The following is a 15,655-nucleotide window of genomic DNA, read 5'->3' on the forward strand; positions in this document are numbered from 1 at the left end:
AAACCGTAACGTGGGTGGGCCATGGCGGAAGGCACGGAAACAGAATCTCGCAAGTTGCTGGGACGGCTGCGCGAAGAAATGGCGAGCGAAGCCGCCGGTCAGGAACGTCTTGACCGGATCACGCACCTGATCGCCGACAGTACCGGTCGCGAAGTTTGCTCGATCTACCTGTTTCGGGATGAGGATACGCTTGAACTGTGCGCCACCGAAGGTCTGTCCCCAGAAGCGGTGCACAAGACGCGGATGCGTATGGGCGAAGGGCTGGTCGGTCGCGTCGCCAAATCTGGCAAGGTGGTGAATACGGCGGACGCGCCCTCGGCCAAGGGCTTTCGGTACATGCCGGAAACTGGCGAGGAACGGTATTCGTCCTTTCTTGGTGTGCCGGTACAGCGTCTGGGTCAGAAACTGGGCGTGCTGGTGGTTCAGTCCCGGGACGCGCGCGAGTTTTCGGCGGATGAGGTTTATGCGCTGGAAGTTGTCGCGATGGTTCTGGCCGAAATGGCCGAACTGGGCGCGTTCGTCGGCGAAGGCGCGGCCTTGTCACCGCTGCACCAGCAATCGGTGCAACTTACCGGTGGCCCGGCGCAGGAGGGATCTGCTGAAGGCCATGTCTGGCTGCATGAACCTCGTGTTGTTGTCACCAATCCCATTGCCGAAGACCCGCATCGTGAGCGTGAGCGGCTGACCGAGGCCGTTGAAGAGCTACGCGTCGGCGTCGACAAGATGCTTGAGATTTCTCAGGGCGGCGACAAAGAGCAGTTGCAGGTTCTGGAAGCCTACCGGATGTTCGCCAACTCCAAGGGTTGGATGCGCCGGATGGAGGAGGACATCGCTCTTGGTCTCAGCGCAGAGGCGGCGGTCGAGAAAGAACAATCTCAGGCGCGGGCTCGCATGGGGCAGGTTACCGATCCGTATTTACGTGAACGGTTGGCCGATCTGGACGACCTCAGCAATCGGTTGCTGCGAATTTTGACTGGACAGGGTAACGGAAATGGGGCTGACCTGCCGCCCGATCCGATCCTAATTGCGCGAAATATCGGCCCCGGTGATCTGCTGGAATATGGCCGTTCTCTCAAAGGGATCGTGTTGGAAGAAGGCTCGGTCGGAAGCCATGCCACTATCGTGGCGCGCGCGTTGGCGATCCCACTGGTGGTGCATGTAGGCCGCATCACCACCGAAGCCCTGAACGGCGATCACATTCTGGTTGATGGCGATAGCGGTGTCGTTCATCTGCGCCCCGAAGACACCGTCGTTAGTGCGTTCCGTGACAAAATCGCGATGGAGGCCAAAGCGCAGGAACGCTACGCCTCGATCCGTGAAACGCCCACCGTCACGCAGGATGGTGCGCGAATCAACATGGTGATGAACGCGGGCCTGATGGCCGATTTGCCCTCGCTTAGTACCTCTGGCGCCGAAGGAGTGGGCCTGTTTCGCACCGAACTGCAGTTTCTGATCCGCAATCAGATGCCCAAGCGATCCGAGCTGGTGACGCAATACAAACGGGTTCTGGATGCTGCGGGCGAAAAGCGTGTGGTGTTCCGTACACTCGATATCGGGTCAGACAAAGTTCTGCCCTATATGAAGCATGTGGAAGAACCGAACCCTGCGCTGGGCTGGCGGGCGATCCGGGTGGGTCTGGACAAGCGCGGCGTGATGCGGATGCAGTTGCAGGCGCTGATCCGCGCCGCTGATGGCCGCCCCCTGACCATCATGTTCCCCTTTGTCGCGCAGGCTGACGAGTTTCGCGAGGCGCGCTGGGAGGTCAAGAAAACGATCGAGCGTGAACGGCGTCTGGGCCATGTTCTGCCTGAATCGCTCGAAGTGGGGGCGATGCTGGAAACGCCTTCACTTGCCTTTGCGCCGCAGAAGTTCTTTGACGAAGTCGGCTTTATCTCGATCGGTGGGAACGACCTGAAACAGTTTTTCTTCGCCGCCGATCGCGAAAATGAACTGGTTCGCCGTCGCTACGATACGCTGAATGTCAGCTTTCTGAGTTTCATTGAACGTATCGTTGAGAGATGCTCGATCTCGGACACACCGCTCAGCTTCTGTGGCGAAGATGCCGGTCGTCCCGTCGAGGCGCTGTGTCTCGCGGCCATGGGCATCCGTACCCTTTCGATGCGCCCCGCATCAATCGGGCCGGTCAAAAGCCTGTTGTTGCGGTCGAACCTTCAGGATGTGCGTAAAATTATCGCCGATGCCCGCCATCGTGGGGAACAATCCGTGCGTCCGGCGGTGATGGACTGGCTGCGGACGCAGTCCTGACTGATCTTCCGCGATGCCAGCTGCAAATCCGCGCTTGATTTTTGCGCTCAGGTTTTCTATTCAGCCGGTGAATGTTAGCGATAACATAGCTAATGACGCACATGCGTTTTAATCCCGGGCTGAAACCTCGCTTATGCTGGCGGGGAATTCGAAAGGAGCCTTGCAATGGTCTCACGCGTAATTCCGGTAGATCCGTTCGACCTTGTGTTGTTCGGCGCGACGGGCGATCTGGCGCAGCGTAAAATCCTGCCGGGCCTCTATCATCGCTTCGAAGTCGGCCAGATGCCTGAGGATGCGCGCATCATTGGAACCGCCCGATCCGACATGGACAGCGACGGGTTCCGTGAACAGCTGCGTGCGTCGATGCAAGAGTTTGCGCCGGGTTTCAATAAGGATACGCTTGATCGCTTTCTGTCCCGCGTCGAGTATGTTCCGGTAGATGCGCTTGGCGATGCGGGTTGGTCTGACCTAGCGAAAACGCTGCGACCGGATGTGGTACGCGCCTTCTATCTGTCAGTAGGCCCAAGCCTTTTCTCGGGCATCGCCCAACGTCTGAACGAGCACGGCCTGTCCACACCTGACAGTCGTATCGTGGTCGAGAAACCCTTTGGTCACGATCTGGCATCAGCCAAAGCGTTGAACGAAGGGCTACGGGCCTGTTTTGAAGAACATCAGATTTACCGGATCGATCATTATCTGGGCAAGGAAACCGTGCAGAACCTGATGGCGCTGCGCTTTGCCAACTCGCTTTTCGAACCGCTCTGGAACGCCACTCATGTTGATAACGTCCAGATCACCGTGGCCGAAACCGTGGGCGTCGAAGGGCGCGGTGCTTATTATGATCAGTCCGGCGCGATGCGGGACATGATCCAGAACCATCTGGTTCAATTGCTGTGCCTGACAGCGATGGAACCGCCTTCGAAATTCTCACCCAACGCGGTGCGCGATGAGAAAGTCAAAGTGATCGAAGCGCTGGAGCCGGTGGAACCCAAGGATATCGCTCGTGGTCAGTACCGCACCGAAAAAGGGGGCGATGGCTATCTGGATCACGTCGGCAACCCCGCCAGCCGTACCGAAAGCTTCATTGCGCTGAAGGCGCATATCGGCAACTGGCGCTGGGCCGGTGTCCCGTTTTATCTGCGGACCGGCAAGCGCCTGCGCGCACGTGAATCCGAGATTGCAGTGTTCTTTCGCGATCCGCCGCATACGATTTTTCCGAATGTCGGACCATTGCATGGCAACGTGCTGGTGATCCGCCTGCAACCGGACGAAGGCATCACGCTCCGCACCACCATCAAGGAACCGGGGCAGGGCGGGTTCCGCCTGTCCGACGTTGCACTCGATATGAGTTTCGCTGATGCGCTGGGCGATGACGGCCAATCCCCGGATGCCTATGAACGCCTGATCATGGATGTCATCCGCGGCGACCAGACTTTGTTCATGCGCGGCGATGAGGCCGAGGCCGCATGGGCCTGGGTCGATCCCATCATTCACGGCTGGGAAGAGCGTGGAGATAAGCCCGCGAAATACGATCAGGGCAGCTCGGGGCCTGAAGAAGCATTGATGCTGATGCATCGCGATGGACGCCGCTGGCGTCAAATCGGAGGGTAATCATGGTCAACACAGTTATATCCGACGTCACCAAACGCATCATCGACCGCAGCGCCGATCTGCGTGGCCCGCATCTTGAACGAATGGAGCAGGCCAAATCCAAGGGCCCTGCGCGTGCGCACCTGTCCTGCAGCGGGCAGGCCCACGCCTATGCCGGGGCGGGCGAAGATCAGGACTCCATGGCCACCGGCACGGCTGGCAATCTGGGGATCGTTACCGCCTATAACGATATGCTCTCGGCCCATCAGCCTTTCGAACGCTACCCGGCCCTGATCCGCGATGCGATCCGCGCAGCAGGCGGCACAGCGCAGGTTGCAGGCGGCGTGCCAGCCATGTGCGACGGCGTCACGCAAGGCGAGGCGGGGATGGAACTATCTCTGTTCTCGCGCGATGTGATCGCGCTGGCGACCGGAGTGGCGCTAAGCCACAACACTTATGACGCCGCTGTTTTCCTGGGCGTCTGTGACAAGATCGTGCCCGGCCTGATCATCGGCGCGCAAGCCTTTGGGCATCTTCCTGCCGTCTTCCTGCCTGCAGGTCCGATGACCAGTGGCCTGCCGAATGACGAAAAGGCCAAGGTCCGCCAGAAATTCGCCGCCGGAGAGGTGGGCCGCGAAGAGCTGATGAAGGCCGAAATGGCCGCATATCACGGCCCCGGCACCTGCACCTTTTATGGCACCGCCAACACCAATCAGATGCTGATGGAGTTCATGGGCTTGCACCTGCCGGGCTCCAGCTTCGTCAATCCCAACACGCCCCTGCGCGATGCGCTGACCGAAGAAGGTGCGGGCCGCGCCCTTTCCCTTAGTGCACTAGGCAATCACTACACACCGGTCTGCCAGATCCTTGATGAACGCGCTTTCGTCAATGGCATCGTCGGCCTGATGGCCACCGGCGGTTCCACCAACCTACTGATCCACCTGATCGCCATGGCGCGTGCCGGTGGTATCGTGCTGGACTGGGAGGATTTTTCCGACATCTCCGCTGTCGTGCCTTTGGTCGCGCGCGTCTATCCCAACGGTCTGGCAGACGTGAACCACTTCCACGCTGCGGGTGGCCTGGGCTTTGCCATCGGTACGCTGCTGGAAGATGGCTTGCTGCACCCCGATACGCTGACTGTCGCGGGGCAGGGCCTGCACAACTACACCAAAGAACCCAAGCTGAAAGACGGCGAGTTGGTCTGGGAAGAGGGCGCGGGCCACAGTCTGAACGAAAAGATCGTTCGCCCGGCCAAAGACCCGTTCCAACCCACGGGCGGGCTCTCTCGCTTGACAGGCAATCTGGGCACAGGGGTCATGAAGGTGTCGGCTGTAGCACCTGAACACCAAGTGGTCGAAGCGCCCGTGCGTGTATTCCACGACCAGAACGCCGTTAAAGCCGCTTTCAAAGCCGGAGAATTCACCGATGACGTCATCGTTGTTGTTCGCTTCCAAGGGCCAAAAGCCAACGGTATGCCTGAACTTCATTCGCTGACGCCGATCCTGTCGATCCTGCAGGGCAGGGGGCAGAAGGTGGCTCTGGTCACCGATGGCCGTATGTCGGGCGCATCCGGCAAAGTGCCCGCGGCCATCCATGTCTGCCCCGAGGCGCTGGATGGTGGACCGATCGCCTATCTGCAAGACGGCGACCAGTTGCGCGTTGATGCGGTCAAGGGCGAGTTGGAAATCCTGACCCCTGGTGTTCTCGACCGCAATCCGGCCACCGCCGACCTTACGGCAAACCAACACGGCGTTGGCCGTGACCTCTTCGGCGCCTTCCGTCAGAATGTCGGCTCAGCCGACACCGGCGCCAGCATTTTCGGAGTGTAACCCAATGTCCAAAACCCAACGCACCCGCGAGATCTGCGCGCTGGCCCCGATTGTTCCAGTCCTGGTCGTCGACGACGCGGCCCATGCGCGCCCGTTGGCCGAAGCTTTGGTCGCCGGTGGCCTCCCGGCGCTTGAAGTCACCTTGCGCACTCCCGCCGCGCTCGACGCGATCCGCGCCATGGCCGACGTCCCCGGCGGTGTTGTTGGGGCGGGTACACTGGTCACACCCGAAGATGTCCGCGCTGTCAAAGAGGCTGGCGCTCAGTTCGGCGTCTCGCCCGGTGCAACCGATGCCCTGATCGCCGCCTGCGAAGCCGAAGGTCTGCCCCTTCTCCCCGGTGCGGCTACTGCAAGCGAAGCCATGGCTCTGCTGGAAAAGGGCTATGACATGCTGAAATTCTTCCCCGCCGAGGCCTCAGGAGGGGCTCCCGCCCTAAAAGCGATCGGCGCACCGCTACCGCAGATCACCTTCTGCCCAACTGGTGGCGTATCGCCGTCAAATGCCCTCGATTACCTGTCACTGTCGAATGTTGTCTGCGCCGGCGGCAGCTGGGTCGCGCCGAAGCAGATGGTTCAAAACGGTGATTGGTCCGGGATCGAAACACTTGCCCGCGAGGCCGCCAGTCTGCTGGATTGACGCCGCAGGGCAAGACGCTAGGGTAGGCCTCAATTCAAACAGGTTGCCCTCATGACAAACCAAACCTCCCTCGCGCATGGGCGCGAGTATCTGGCCATCCCCGGCCCTTCGGTCATGCCCGATACGGTGCTGCAAGCGATGCACCGTCCGTCGCCCAATATCTATGACGGTGAATTGATCGAGATGATGCCCGCGCTCACCCGAGATCTGAAACGCGTTGCCGGAACTCAGCACAACGTCGCCATCTATATCGCTAATGGTCACGGTACATGGGAGGCTGCGCTTTCCAACGTCATTGCACCCGGTGAAACCGTGCTTGCCCCGGCCTCTGGCCGCTTCACCCACGGTTGGGCCGAGATGGCCGAAGGAATCGGCGCCAAGGTTGACCTGATCGATTTCGGCATGTCCTCGCCCTGGGATCTTGACCGCATCGCCGAGGCCCTGCGTAACGATACCAGCCACAAGATCAAAGCGGTCCTTGCAGTCCACGTCGATACGTCCACATCGATCCGCAACGATATCCCGGCCCTGCGAGCGTTGCTCGACGACCTTGACCACCCAGCCTTGCTGATGGCTGACTGCATCGCGTCGATGGGCTGCGACCGGTTCGAGATGGATGCCTGGGGTGTCGACGTCACTGTCACGGCTTGCCAGAAAGGGCTGATGACCCCGGCGGGCACCGGCTTTGTCTTCTTCAACGACAAGGCGCAAGCCAAGCGCGCCACAATGCCCCGCGTCTCGCATTATTGGGACTGGCAACCACGCGCCAATCCAGATCTGTTCTATCAGTATTTCAACGGCACCGCGCCAACCCACCACCTGTATGGCCTGCGCGCCGCGCTCGACCTGATCCATGGCGAAGGGATCGAACAGGTCTGGGCTCGCCACGAACACCTGGCAACGGCCATCTGGGCCGCCTGTGAAATCTGGGCGCAAGGTGGCGCGCTGGATTTCAACGTCGCCGACCCGGCCCATCGCAGCCACGCGGTCACTGCCCTCCGCCTGACCGAGGGGCGCGGCACGCCGCTGCGCAGCTATACCGAAACCCAACTGGGTCTGACGCTGGGCATCGGTCTGGGAATGGAGGATTGGGACGGCTGCTTCCGCCTTGGCCACATGGGGCACGTAAACGCTCAAATGGTCATGGCCATGCTGGGTGGCGTCGAAACCGCTATGGCTGCGCTCGATATCCCCCGTGGTCAGGGTGCGCTCGAAGCCGCCGCCGCGACGCTGGCCGGATAAGCCCGATCCGCCTCTTCATCTGGCCCGAAATACCTTCGGGGGAAATCGCGCATGTGCGCGATAGTGGGCAGACAGCCCCCTTTACGAGGCTCGGGCTTTTGCCAAGGCCGTGGGCAGAGCAGCTTCAAACGCCGCCATTTCCGCCTCACCTCCGCAGCTGACCCGAATGCACCGGTTCTGGGGCGCGGCAAATGGCATCCGCACGAACACGCCTTGTTCAACGAGCGTGTCCAACAAGGCCTTGGCAAACACCCCATCGCGCCCACAATCAATCGCGACAAAGTTTGTCGCAGACGGCAAAGGCACCAGACCATTCGACCGTGAAATCTCTTCGATGCGGTTCCGGGACCCAGCAATCCTTTGCTGCACATGCGTCAGCCAATCTTCATCTTTTAGCGCGGCCAACGCCCCTGCCTGCGCGGCTCGGTTCATGCCGAAATGGTTGCGCACTTTGTTGAAGCTCGCAATCAACTCGGGCGAGCCGATAGCGTAGCCTACCCGCGCCCCGGCCATGCCATAAACCTTGGAAAACGTTCGCATCCGGATCACACGTGAATCATCAGCAGCGACAGGTGCAGCGGTCCCCTCGGGCGCGCATTCGACATATGCCTCGTCAAGAACCACCAAACAGCCCTCTGGCAAAGCCTCCAGAGCGGACACGATATCCTCACCTGAATGCCATGTTCCCATCGGGTTGTCCGGGTTGGCCAGATAGACCAACTTGGCGTCTACCTCCGCCGCTTTGGCGAACAGTGCCGTCGGGTCCTCGTGATCGTCGCGGTAGGGGACCTTGTGCAATACCCCACCAAACCCGGCCACGTGGTAATTGAAAGTCGGATAAGCTCCATCCGAAGTCACAACTGCATCGCCGTGACCAACCAACAGGCGCACCAGATAGCCCAGCAACCCGTCAATGCCTTCGCCAACCACGATATTTTCAGGCGCAACCCCATGATGTACCGCCAGCGCATGGCGTAGTTCGTAATTCTCGGGATCGCCATACATCCATATCTCGCCTGCGGCCCGTTGCATTGCATCGATGGCGCGCGGGGACGGGCCAAACACGCTTTCATTCGCACCGATCCGGGCCACGAAGGGCGCGCCACGTTGGCGCTCCTGCGTTTCGGGGCCGACAAAAGGCACGGTCGCGGGCAGGGTGAGGGCAAGCGGGGTATAACGAGGACCAGTCATGGCCGCAGATAAGCGCAACCGATCAGGCGGGGCAAGCCTTGCCAGAAGTTCAAAGGAGGCTTCGGATGTGCGGTTTGCCCTGACGTCGCTGTGGCGCTGCTGGCGTCTTGCTGGCATGTTTACACAACAAAACACGCCCCGGAGGTCCCATGTCCCGCGTATCCATCGAATACAAAGACCACATCGCACGTGTCACGCTGACCCGTGGCGACAAGATGAACGCGCTGGACGATGCGATGATCAAGGCGATCCTTTCGGCCGGTCAAGAGGTCGCCGCAGCCGACATTCGCGCCGTGGTGCTATCGGGGGAAGGCAAAAGCTTTTGCGCTGGGCTCGATATGGCCAGCTTTGCCAGCATGGCGCACACAGACCCAAGCGAATGGCTGATGACCCGCAGCCACGAAGATGCCAACGAAATGCAGGAACTTGCCTTGATCTGGCGGCGCGTCCCGGTGCCGGTGATCTGCGCTATTCAAGGCGTCGCCTATGGCGGTGGGCTACAGATTGCGCTGGGTGCTGACATCCGCATCGCGCATCCCGAAGCCAAGCTGGCAGTGATGGAGATGAAATGGGGCATTATCCCCGACATGGGCGGCATGGTTCTGCTGCCAGAGCTCGTGCGCTCGGACGTGCTGCGCCTGCTGACCTATACCGCCCGCCCTATCGGAGCGCCTCAGGCGGCAGATTGGGGGCTTGTTACCAAACTGTCGGATGATCCCCTGACCGAAGCGCTGGCGCTGGCCGAGGACATCGCGGGTAAAAGCCCGTCCGCCATCCGCGCCGCCAAACGGTTGATTGGTGTGGCCGAAACCCGTGACCGTGCTGATGTGCTGTTGGCCGAATCTACCGAACAGGTCGACCTGATCGGTAAGTCGGATCAAATGGAAGTTGTCATGGCACAGATGCAGGGCCGAAAGCCCGAGTTCAAATGATCACCGCATGAATGCGCGCCGTGCATCGCGGGCCATGTTGTATCGCATCTCAAGATCAGCAATCTTTGCCATTGCGGCCCTGCGGTCCTGATTGTCAGTCAGCGCTGCAAACTCCTTGCGGGCGGCGTCGAGCTGTTTCTTGATGTCGAACTCCTCGGGTAGCACTCCGGCCTGCGCCATGATCCGATGACCCGCAGCAATGGCGGGATCGCCTTGTGCCTCGCCCGAGCGGTCGGGCAACGGGGCACCTTCGCCTTCAAGACCCTGCAGTTGGCCTTCGGCCTGCGCCTTTTTGATCTGGCGTTCAATCAGTTTTCCAAGCGATCCGAACATGCGCTCATTTTACCGCCTGAGGGGTTCTGATGAAAGGGCTCAGCGCACTCGGTTTGTTGCCAGATATGCGATACCCCCAGCCAACAGCCCCCAGACTGCCGCGCCCAATCCAAAAACCGTTATTCCAGAGGCTGTGATGGCCAGTGTCAAAATAGCCGCTTCGCGCTCGACAGGGACGTCCAGTGCGGCATGCATGGCATTGGCCAGGACCCCGATCAGGGCCACACCTGCCAGAGTGCCCATAAGCAGCGGGTCGGCATGGGCGGCAAAACTGGTGATCGCCACGGCAAAGATACCGAAGAGGCAGTAGAACACGCCACCCATGATTGCCGACCAATAACGCTGCGCCGGTTCGGGGTGGCTTTCCTCGTTGGAACACATCGCTGCGGTGATTGCGGCCAGGCAGGTTGCGGGCGCCCCGAAAGGGGCCGAAAGCATGCTTGCGCCACCGACGGATGAAAACAACCGGCCGGGAACAGGATCAAAGCCAAAGCTGCGCATCACCGCGACGCCGGGGATATTCTGTGTCGCCATCGTGACGATAAACAGCGGTACGCCGATCCCGATGGCCGACGCGACCGAGAATGATGGCATGGTCCAGATCGGAGCCGCGATCAAACGATCCGGCATCAATTGGGCATCTCCTGCGTTCAGCGACACAATGATAGCCGCCGTGACCACAGCTGCCGGAACTGCGATCAACCGATTGAAACGGCCCGCGACAAACCACGTCAGGATCACCGGCAACGCCTGCCATGGAATCTCGATCGCCGCCTTGAAGGGCACAAGGCATAGTGGCAAGAGCACACCTGCCAGCATTGCTTGCGCCAGTGTTGTGGGAATTGCTGCTGCCAATCGTCCCAGCGGCTTCCACAGCCCTGCCAGAACCGTTAATGCTCCGGCGCACAGGAACGCACCAATCGCGCCTGAAAATCCCTCGACCGGGGTGGCCGAGACTGCTAACAGAGCGGCCCCCGGGGTCGACCACGCAACGCTGATCGGCATTTTGTACCGCAGGCTGAGGACGATGGCTGCAAGCCCCATGGCAATCGCCGCACTCATCAGACCCGAGGCGGCTTCCTGCGATGAAGCTCCCATTGCGCCCAACCCTTGCAATACGATGGGAAACGAGCTGAAGAACCCGACAATGGCCACAACCAACCCGGTTGAGACGGTCTGCATTGGAGGGAAAGATCGCATCGTCAGTGCCTCGCCAGGTTGTGTCGTCGAAGTGCTAACAAGCGGGGCGTGGCGTGAACAAGGGGAAAGCTCTGAGGGTAAAGAAAAACCTCACCGCCGGTTGGGTGGTGAGGTTCGATTTCAATATGTCAGCAGCAGGAAAAAGATCAGGCGATTTCAGCCAAACGGGCGAGAGCTTCGTTTAGCTTGGCTTCTTCTTCTTCGCGGGCGGCAAGGTTAGCTTTGGCTTCCGCAACAACCTCTTCCGGGGCCGATGCCACGAATTTCGGGTTGTTCAGGCGCCCGCGCAGACCGCCGAGTTCCTTGGCCAACTTGCCTTTGGCTTTTTCCAGCCGTTCCTTTTCCGCACCAATGTCGATGATGTCCGCCAGTGGCAGGCCAAAGGAGGCACCGGGGGCGGCAATCGAGATCGTGCCCTTTGGCAGTTCATCCGCCTTGGTCAGGCTGTCGATCCGCGCCAGACGTTTGATCAGCGCTTCGTTGCGGTCCCATGCAGCTTGGCCGTGCGCGTCAATCTCAGTCACCAGCATCGGCACGTATAGGCCAGCAGGAACTCGCATCTGCGCGCGGGCCGAGCGGGTGTTTTCGATCACCGAGATCACCCAGTTCATCTCGCGATCCGCATCCGCGTCGATCAGGTTAGCCGCCGTATAGGTTGGCCAGTCTGCATGCACGACCATCTTGGGCCGCGTGCCGGTCAGGCCCCAGAGTTCTTCGGTGATGAAGGGCATGATCGGGTGCAGCAGAACCATGCACTGATCCAGAACCCAGCGCATGGTGGCGCGGGTTTCGGCCTGTGCCTCGGCGTTATCGCCTTGCAGCAGGGGTTTCGACAGTTCTACATACCAGTCGCAGACCTTGCCCCAGACAAAGGCATAAAGCCCGTTGGCCGCGTCGTTGAAACGATAGCTTTCCAATGCCGCGTCGACCTCTTCCCGCACACGGGCGGTTTCACCGATGATCCAGCGGTTCACGGCGGCTTTGGGTTTCAGGTCAGCCACGTCCAGTTGCGGGACAGCGTCGGTGAAGACCTCATTCATCTCGGCAAAGCGGACAGCGTTCCACAGTTTGGTGCCGAAGTTACGGTAACCTGTGATGCGCTCGCGCGACAGTTTCAGTACCCCGCCAATAGCCGCCATCGAGGCATTGGTAAAGCGCAGCGCGTCAGCACCGAATTCGTCCACGATCTCCAACGGGTCGATCACGTTGCCGGTGGTTTTGGACATCTTCTTGCCCTTCTCGTCGCGGACGAGCTGGTGCAGATAGACGGTGTGGAACGGGATCTCGTTCACTACGGCCAGTTGCATCATCATCATCCGCGCGACCCAGAAGAACAGGATGTCAAAGCCGGTGATCAACACATCGGTTGGGAAATAGCGCTCTAACTCTTCAGTCTTTTCAGGCCAGCCCAGCGTGCCGATAGGCCAGAGGCCGGAAGAGAACCATGTGTCGAGTACGTCGGGGTCGCGCCAGACCGGGTAGACCAGCTTGGTCGGGTCTTGTTCGACTGCGTATTGAGCAAGGCTTTCGGCGAACTGATGGATCGCTTCCTGCTTATCGGCAACTTCGATGACCGTCGCGTGGCTCAGCGGGCTGGGTATATTGGCATTGTCGTCGAGGAATTTCTCTGTAACGGCCTCAAGGCTTGCCGCGCATTCCATGACATTGCCACGATGCAGCATGCCGCCTTCGTTCAGCAAACGACCCAATTCGACCAAATCAAGGTCGCCGTCGTTTTCGTCGTCCTTGAAATTCTCAGCCGAGAGATCGAGGCCATACCAAACCGGTATCTGATGCCCCCACCACAGCTGGCGCGAGATGCACCACGGCTCGATGTTTTCCAGCCAGTGGTAATAGGTCTTCTCGCCCGACTCGGGGATGATCTTGACCGTGCCGTCCTTGACCGCGTCCAGCGCAGGGCCGACGACCTTGGCGGCGTCGACGAACCATTGGTCGGTGAACATCGGCTCGATGACGACTTTCGAGCGGTCGCCGAAGGGCTGCATGATCGGTTTGCTTTCGACCAGCGGCACCAGCTTGTCCGCGCCTTCGTGTTCCGGCTTTAAAGCGGTCGAACCCAGACGTTGATCATCCGCGCGAGTCATGACAGCCAGACCGTCTGCAGTGATCTCCTCAACCACCTTCGCACGTGCCTCGAACCGGTCGAGGCCGCGCAGATGATCAGGGATCAGGTTGATCGCGTCGATCTCGTTCTCGGTGAACTCTCGCCCGCGCGCGTATTCCTGCGCCTTGTCCGCCTCTTCGGCATAAGGCGCACCATCGGCGCGCATTGCGCCTTTGGTGTCCATCAGGCGATACATTGGAATGCCGCCGCGCTTGGCGACCATATTGTCGTTGAAGTCATGTGCACCGGTGATTTTCACCGCGCCCGAGCCGAAATCTGGATCAGGGTAATCATCGGTGATGATCGGGATCTGACGGCGATGCTCTTTCGGGCCTACCGGGATTTCGCAAAGTTTTCCGACGATGGGCGCATAGCGCTCATCGGATGGGTGAACCGCAACTGCGCCGTCGCCGAGCATGGTTTCGGGGCGAGTCGTGGCGATCGAGATATAGTCGCGCTCTTCCTCCAGCACGATATTCCCGTCCTCATCTTTCTCGACGTAGGTATAGGTCTCACCGCCCGCCAGCGGATACTTGAAGTGCCACATATGGCCCGCAACTTCGATATTCTCGACCTCAAGGTCCGAAATCGCGGTCTCGAAATGCGGGTCCCAATTGACCAGCCGCTTGCCGCGATAGATCAGGCCCTTTTCGTACATGTCGACGAAGACCTTGATGACCGCGTCGTGGAAGTTCGGCGAGTTCTCATGACCTGTACGCGGGTCGCGCGGCGCACCTGCCATGGTGAAGGCATTACGCGACCAGTCGCAGCTGGAGCCCAAACGCTTGAGCTGCTCGATGATCGTGCCGCCGTATTCTCCCTTCCATTCCCAGACCTTGTCCAGAAACGCCTCACGTCCCAGCTCACGACGTCCCGGCTGCTGGGTGTTGGCCAACATCTTTTCCACCTGCATCTGCGTAGCGATACCAGCGTGGTCCTGACCGGGCTGCCATAGCGTGTCGAACCCGCGCATCCGGTGCCAGCGGGTCAGAATATCCTGCAGTGTGTTGTTGAACGCGTGGCCCACATGCAGCGCACCCGTCACGTTCGGTGGCGGGATCATGATGGTAAAACTCTCGTCGCGCGATTTGTTCGCGCCTGCCTTGAAGGCTCCGGCCGTTTCCCAGGCCTGATAGATGCGGGCCTCGGCCTCGGCCGCGTTGAATGTCTTTTCCATCGCCATGGGATGCGTCCTGCGTCAACAATATCGGGTCAGCGCCTGCAATAGCGAATGGACGCAGGAAGGGGAAGGCCCTGCGCGGCGGTCCTGCAATGATCAGCCGGGATTTGACGGGGCGGGCGCATAAAGATCCAGCTTTTCGCTGGCCCCTTGCCCCATCGCCTTGGCCTGATCGCTGCGGATGCGCGCGTGCAGGTCCAGCGCCTCAGGAGCAAACAGCTCGGTCGGCTCAGGGATATGGATGAAATTCCCCACCCGGTCCTCGCCCCGCGCCAGAATGGCATAGTCGCGATCCGCCACTTTCTGCTGCGCATTGGGGTTGAGATAACGGATAGCCAGGCCAATTCGACGATCATCAGATACGTTCGGCCCTGACCCGTGAATGGTCAGCCCATGGTGCAGCGACATCTGGCCGGGCTGCAACTCGATATGGGTTTTGTCTTCCTCCGCGACATCGACTGCCACCTCTTGCCCACGCGACAGCAGGTTGTTGTCGGAGAACGTATCATTATGCGGCAGGATCGGGTTCTTGTGGCTGGCCTTCACGAAATCCATGCAGCCACTTTCAACCGTCGCAGGGGACAGGGCGATCCAGGCGGTCAACTGGTCCGAGGTTTCACCCATACCCCAATATGTCAGGTCCTGATGCATGCCCACCACTTGCGTCGTGCGCGGTTCCTTGATGAACAGCTCAGCTGACCACAACAGCAGGTCTGGGCCCAAAACACCTTCGACAACGTCCAAAACGCGCGGATCCAACGCGATGCGAGTGGCAAATGGCATCACCACATGCGCGTTGATGCGTTTGTACATGTTCAGGGGTAGCGGCAGGTCAGCCTCGCGCCAGCTGGCCTCGACATCCTCCAACTCGGCACGGTACCCGGCGGCTTCTGCGGCAGAGAACACGGGGATCGGAAATATAAACCCATCATCCCAATAGGCCTCGGCACTTTGGCTGTCCAATCGGCCATTCGTCAGCTTGATTTCTTTGGGCATGGAAACCTCCACTCGACTGAATTTAGGTTCAGCCTAGGCGCGGCCCAGATCGGCGCGCAACGCTGTTTCCAGACATGAATGTCGCTTTCAGACCGTGCGGGGTTAATTTTCTCAGCCACTGGACAAGGTCCTGCT

General features: G+C 60.0%; 11 protein-coding genes. 6 read left to right on the plus strand and 5 right to left on the minus strand.

Going from position 1 to position 15,655, the window contains the following annotated elements; all coding sequences use genetic code 11:
• The first annotated feature begins 21 nt into the window (after positions 1-21).
• The 5 genes from ptsP (at position 22) to ACR0AY_RS06800 (ending at position 7,563) form a co-directional block, all read left to right on the plus strand.
• The gene (gene ptsP, locus ACR0AY_RS06780; RefSeq protein WP_170511353.1) at positions 22-2,265 is read left to right on the plus strand and encodes a phosphoenolpyruvate--protein phosphotransferase; all 2,244 of its coding nucleotides are present in this window, start codon (positions 22-24) and stop codon (positions 2,263-2,265) included.
• A gap of 165 nt (positions 2,266-2,430) precedes the next feature.
• Entirely contained in the window at positions 2,431-3,876 is a 1,446-nt protein-coding gene (zwf, locus tag ACR0AY_RS06785) for a glucose-6-phosphate dehydrogenase (RefSeq protein ID WP_170511351.1), read from the plus strand.
• Between the two features lie 2 nt (positions 3,877-3,878).
• The gene (edd, locus tag ACR0AY_RS06790) at positions 3,879-5,684 is read left to right on the plus strand and encodes a phosphogluconate dehydratase (RefSeq protein WP_480453889.1); all 1,806 of its coding nucleotides are present in this window, start codon (positions 3,879-3,881) and stop codon (positions 5,682-5,684) included.
• Between the two features lie 4 nt (positions 5,685-5,688).
• On the plus strand, positions 5,689-6,321 hold the full coding sequence (locus tag ACR0AY_RS06795; RefSeq protein ID WP_170466124.1) for a bifunctional 4-hydroxy-2-oxoglutarate aldolase/2-dehydro-3-deoxy-phosphogluconate aldolase: 633 nt from the start codon (positions 5,689-5,691) through the stop codon (positions 6,319-6,321).
• A gap of 51 nt (positions 6,322-6,372) precedes the next feature.
• A complete protein-coding gene (locus ACR0AY_RS06800) occupies positions 6,373-7,563 on the plus strand; it encodes an aminotransferase class V-fold PLP-dependent enzyme (RefSeq protein ID WP_170511349.1) in 1,191 nt (396 codons plus the stop codon).
• 81 nt (positions 7,564-7,644) lie between these two features.
• On the opposite strand, the gene ACR0AY_RS06805 is transcribed toward ACR0AY_RS06800, so the two are convergent.
• Positions 7,645-8,754: a pyridoxal phosphate-dependent aminotransferase gene (locus ACR0AY_RS06805; protein ID WP_170511348.1), complete on the minus strand. Its 1,110-nt coding sequence runs from the start codon at positions 8,752-8,754 to the stop codon at positions 7,645-7,647.
• 149 nt (positions 8,755-8,903) lie between these two features.
• Here ACR0AY_RS06805 and ACR0AY_RS06810 point away from each other — a divergent pair, with 149 nt between their 5' ends.
• Positions 8,904-9,686, plus strand: coding sequence for a crotonase/enoyl-CoA hydratase family protein (locus ACR0AY_RS06810; protein ID WP_170511346.1), 783 nt, complete (start codon positions 8,904-8,906; stop codon positions 9,684-9,686).
• Here ACR0AY_RS06810 and ACR0AY_RS06815 read toward each other — a convergent pair whose 3' ends face one another.
• The 4 genes from ACR0AY_RS06815 to ACR0AY_RS06830 all read right to left on the minus strand — a co-directional run bounded on the left by ACR0AY_RS06815 (position 9,687) and on the right by ACR0AY_RS06830 (position 15,520).
• Positions 9,687-10,019 (minus strand): DnaJ family domain-containing protein, encoded by a 333-nt coding sequence (locus ACR0AY_RS06815; RefSeq protein ID WP_170511344.1) that lies wholly within the window; start codon positions 10,017-10,019, stop codon positions 9,687-9,689.
• A 39-nt stretch (positions 10,020-10,058) separates the two neighbouring features.
• Complete coding sequence (locus tag ACR0AY_RS06820) at positions 10,059-11,219, minus strand: benzoate/H(+) symporter BenE family transporter (protein WP_170511342.1); 1,161 nt, start codon at positions 11,217-11,219, stop codon at positions 10,059-10,061.
• Between the two features lie 146 nt (positions 11,220-11,365).
• Positions 11,366-14,527 (minus strand): valine--tRNA ligase, encoded by a 3,162-nt coding sequence (locus tag ACR0AY_RS06825; protein ID WP_480453892.1) that lies wholly within the window; start codon positions 14,525-14,527, stop codon positions 11,366-11,368.
• Positions 14,528-14,620: 93 nt separating this feature from the next.
• Positions 14,621-15,520, minus strand: coding sequence for a phytanoyl-CoA dioxygenase family protein (locus ACR0AY_RS06830; protein ID WP_170404230.1), 900 nt, complete (start codon positions 15,518-15,520; stop codon positions 14,621-14,623).
• Between the last annotated feature and the right edge of the window lie 135 nt (positions 15,521-15,655).

It is taken from the genome of Ruegeria sp. A5 (genome assembly GCF_056543005.1).

Excerpts from the sequence above, each read along its gene's own strand:
- ptsP (WP_170511353.1), top strand. The coding sequence starts at position 22 with ATGGCGGAAGGCACGGAAACAGAATCTCGCAAGTTGCTGGGACGGCTG.
- zwf (WP_170511351.1), top strand. The coding sequence starts at position 2,431 with ATGGTCTCACGCGTAATTCCGGTAGATCCGTTCGACCTTGTGTTGTTC.
- edd (WP_480453889.1), top strand. The coding sequence starts at position 3,879 with ATGGTCAACACAGTTATATCCGACGTCACCAAACGCATCATCGACCGC.
- ACR0AY_RS06795 (WP_170466124.1), top strand. The coding sequence starts at position 5,689 with ATGTCCAAAACCCAACGCACCCGCGAGATCTGCGCGCTGGCCCCGATT.
- ACR0AY_RS06800 (WP_170511349.1), top strand. The coding sequence starts at position 6,373 with ATGACAAACCAAACCTCCCTCGCGCATGGGCGCGAGTATCTGGCCATC.
- ACR0AY_RS06805 (WP_170511348.1), bottom strand. The coding sequence starts at position 8,754 with ATGACTGGTCCTCGTTATACCCCGCTTGCCCTCACCCTGCCCGCGACC.
- ACR0AY_RS06810 (WP_170511346.1), top strand. The coding sequence starts at position 8,904 with ATGTCCCGCGTATCCATCGAATACAAAGACCACATCGCACGTGTCACG.
- ACR0AY_RS06815 (WP_170511344.1), bottom strand. The coding sequence starts at position 10,019 with ATGTTCGGATCGCTTGGAAAACTGATTGAACGCCAGATCAAAAAGGCG.
- ACR0AY_RS06820 (WP_170511342.1), bottom strand. The coding sequence starts at position 11,219 with ATGCGATCTTTCCCTCCAATGCAGACCGTCTCAACCGGGTTGGTTGTG.
- ACR0AY_RS06825 (WP_480453892.1), bottom strand. The coding sequence starts at position 14,527 with ATGGCGATGGAAAAGACATTCAACGCGGCCGAGGCCGAGGCCCGCATC.
- ACR0AY_RS06830 (WP_170404230.1), bottom strand. The coding sequence starts at position 15,520 with ATGCCCAAAGAAATCAAGCTGACGAATGGCCGATTGGACAGCCAAAGT.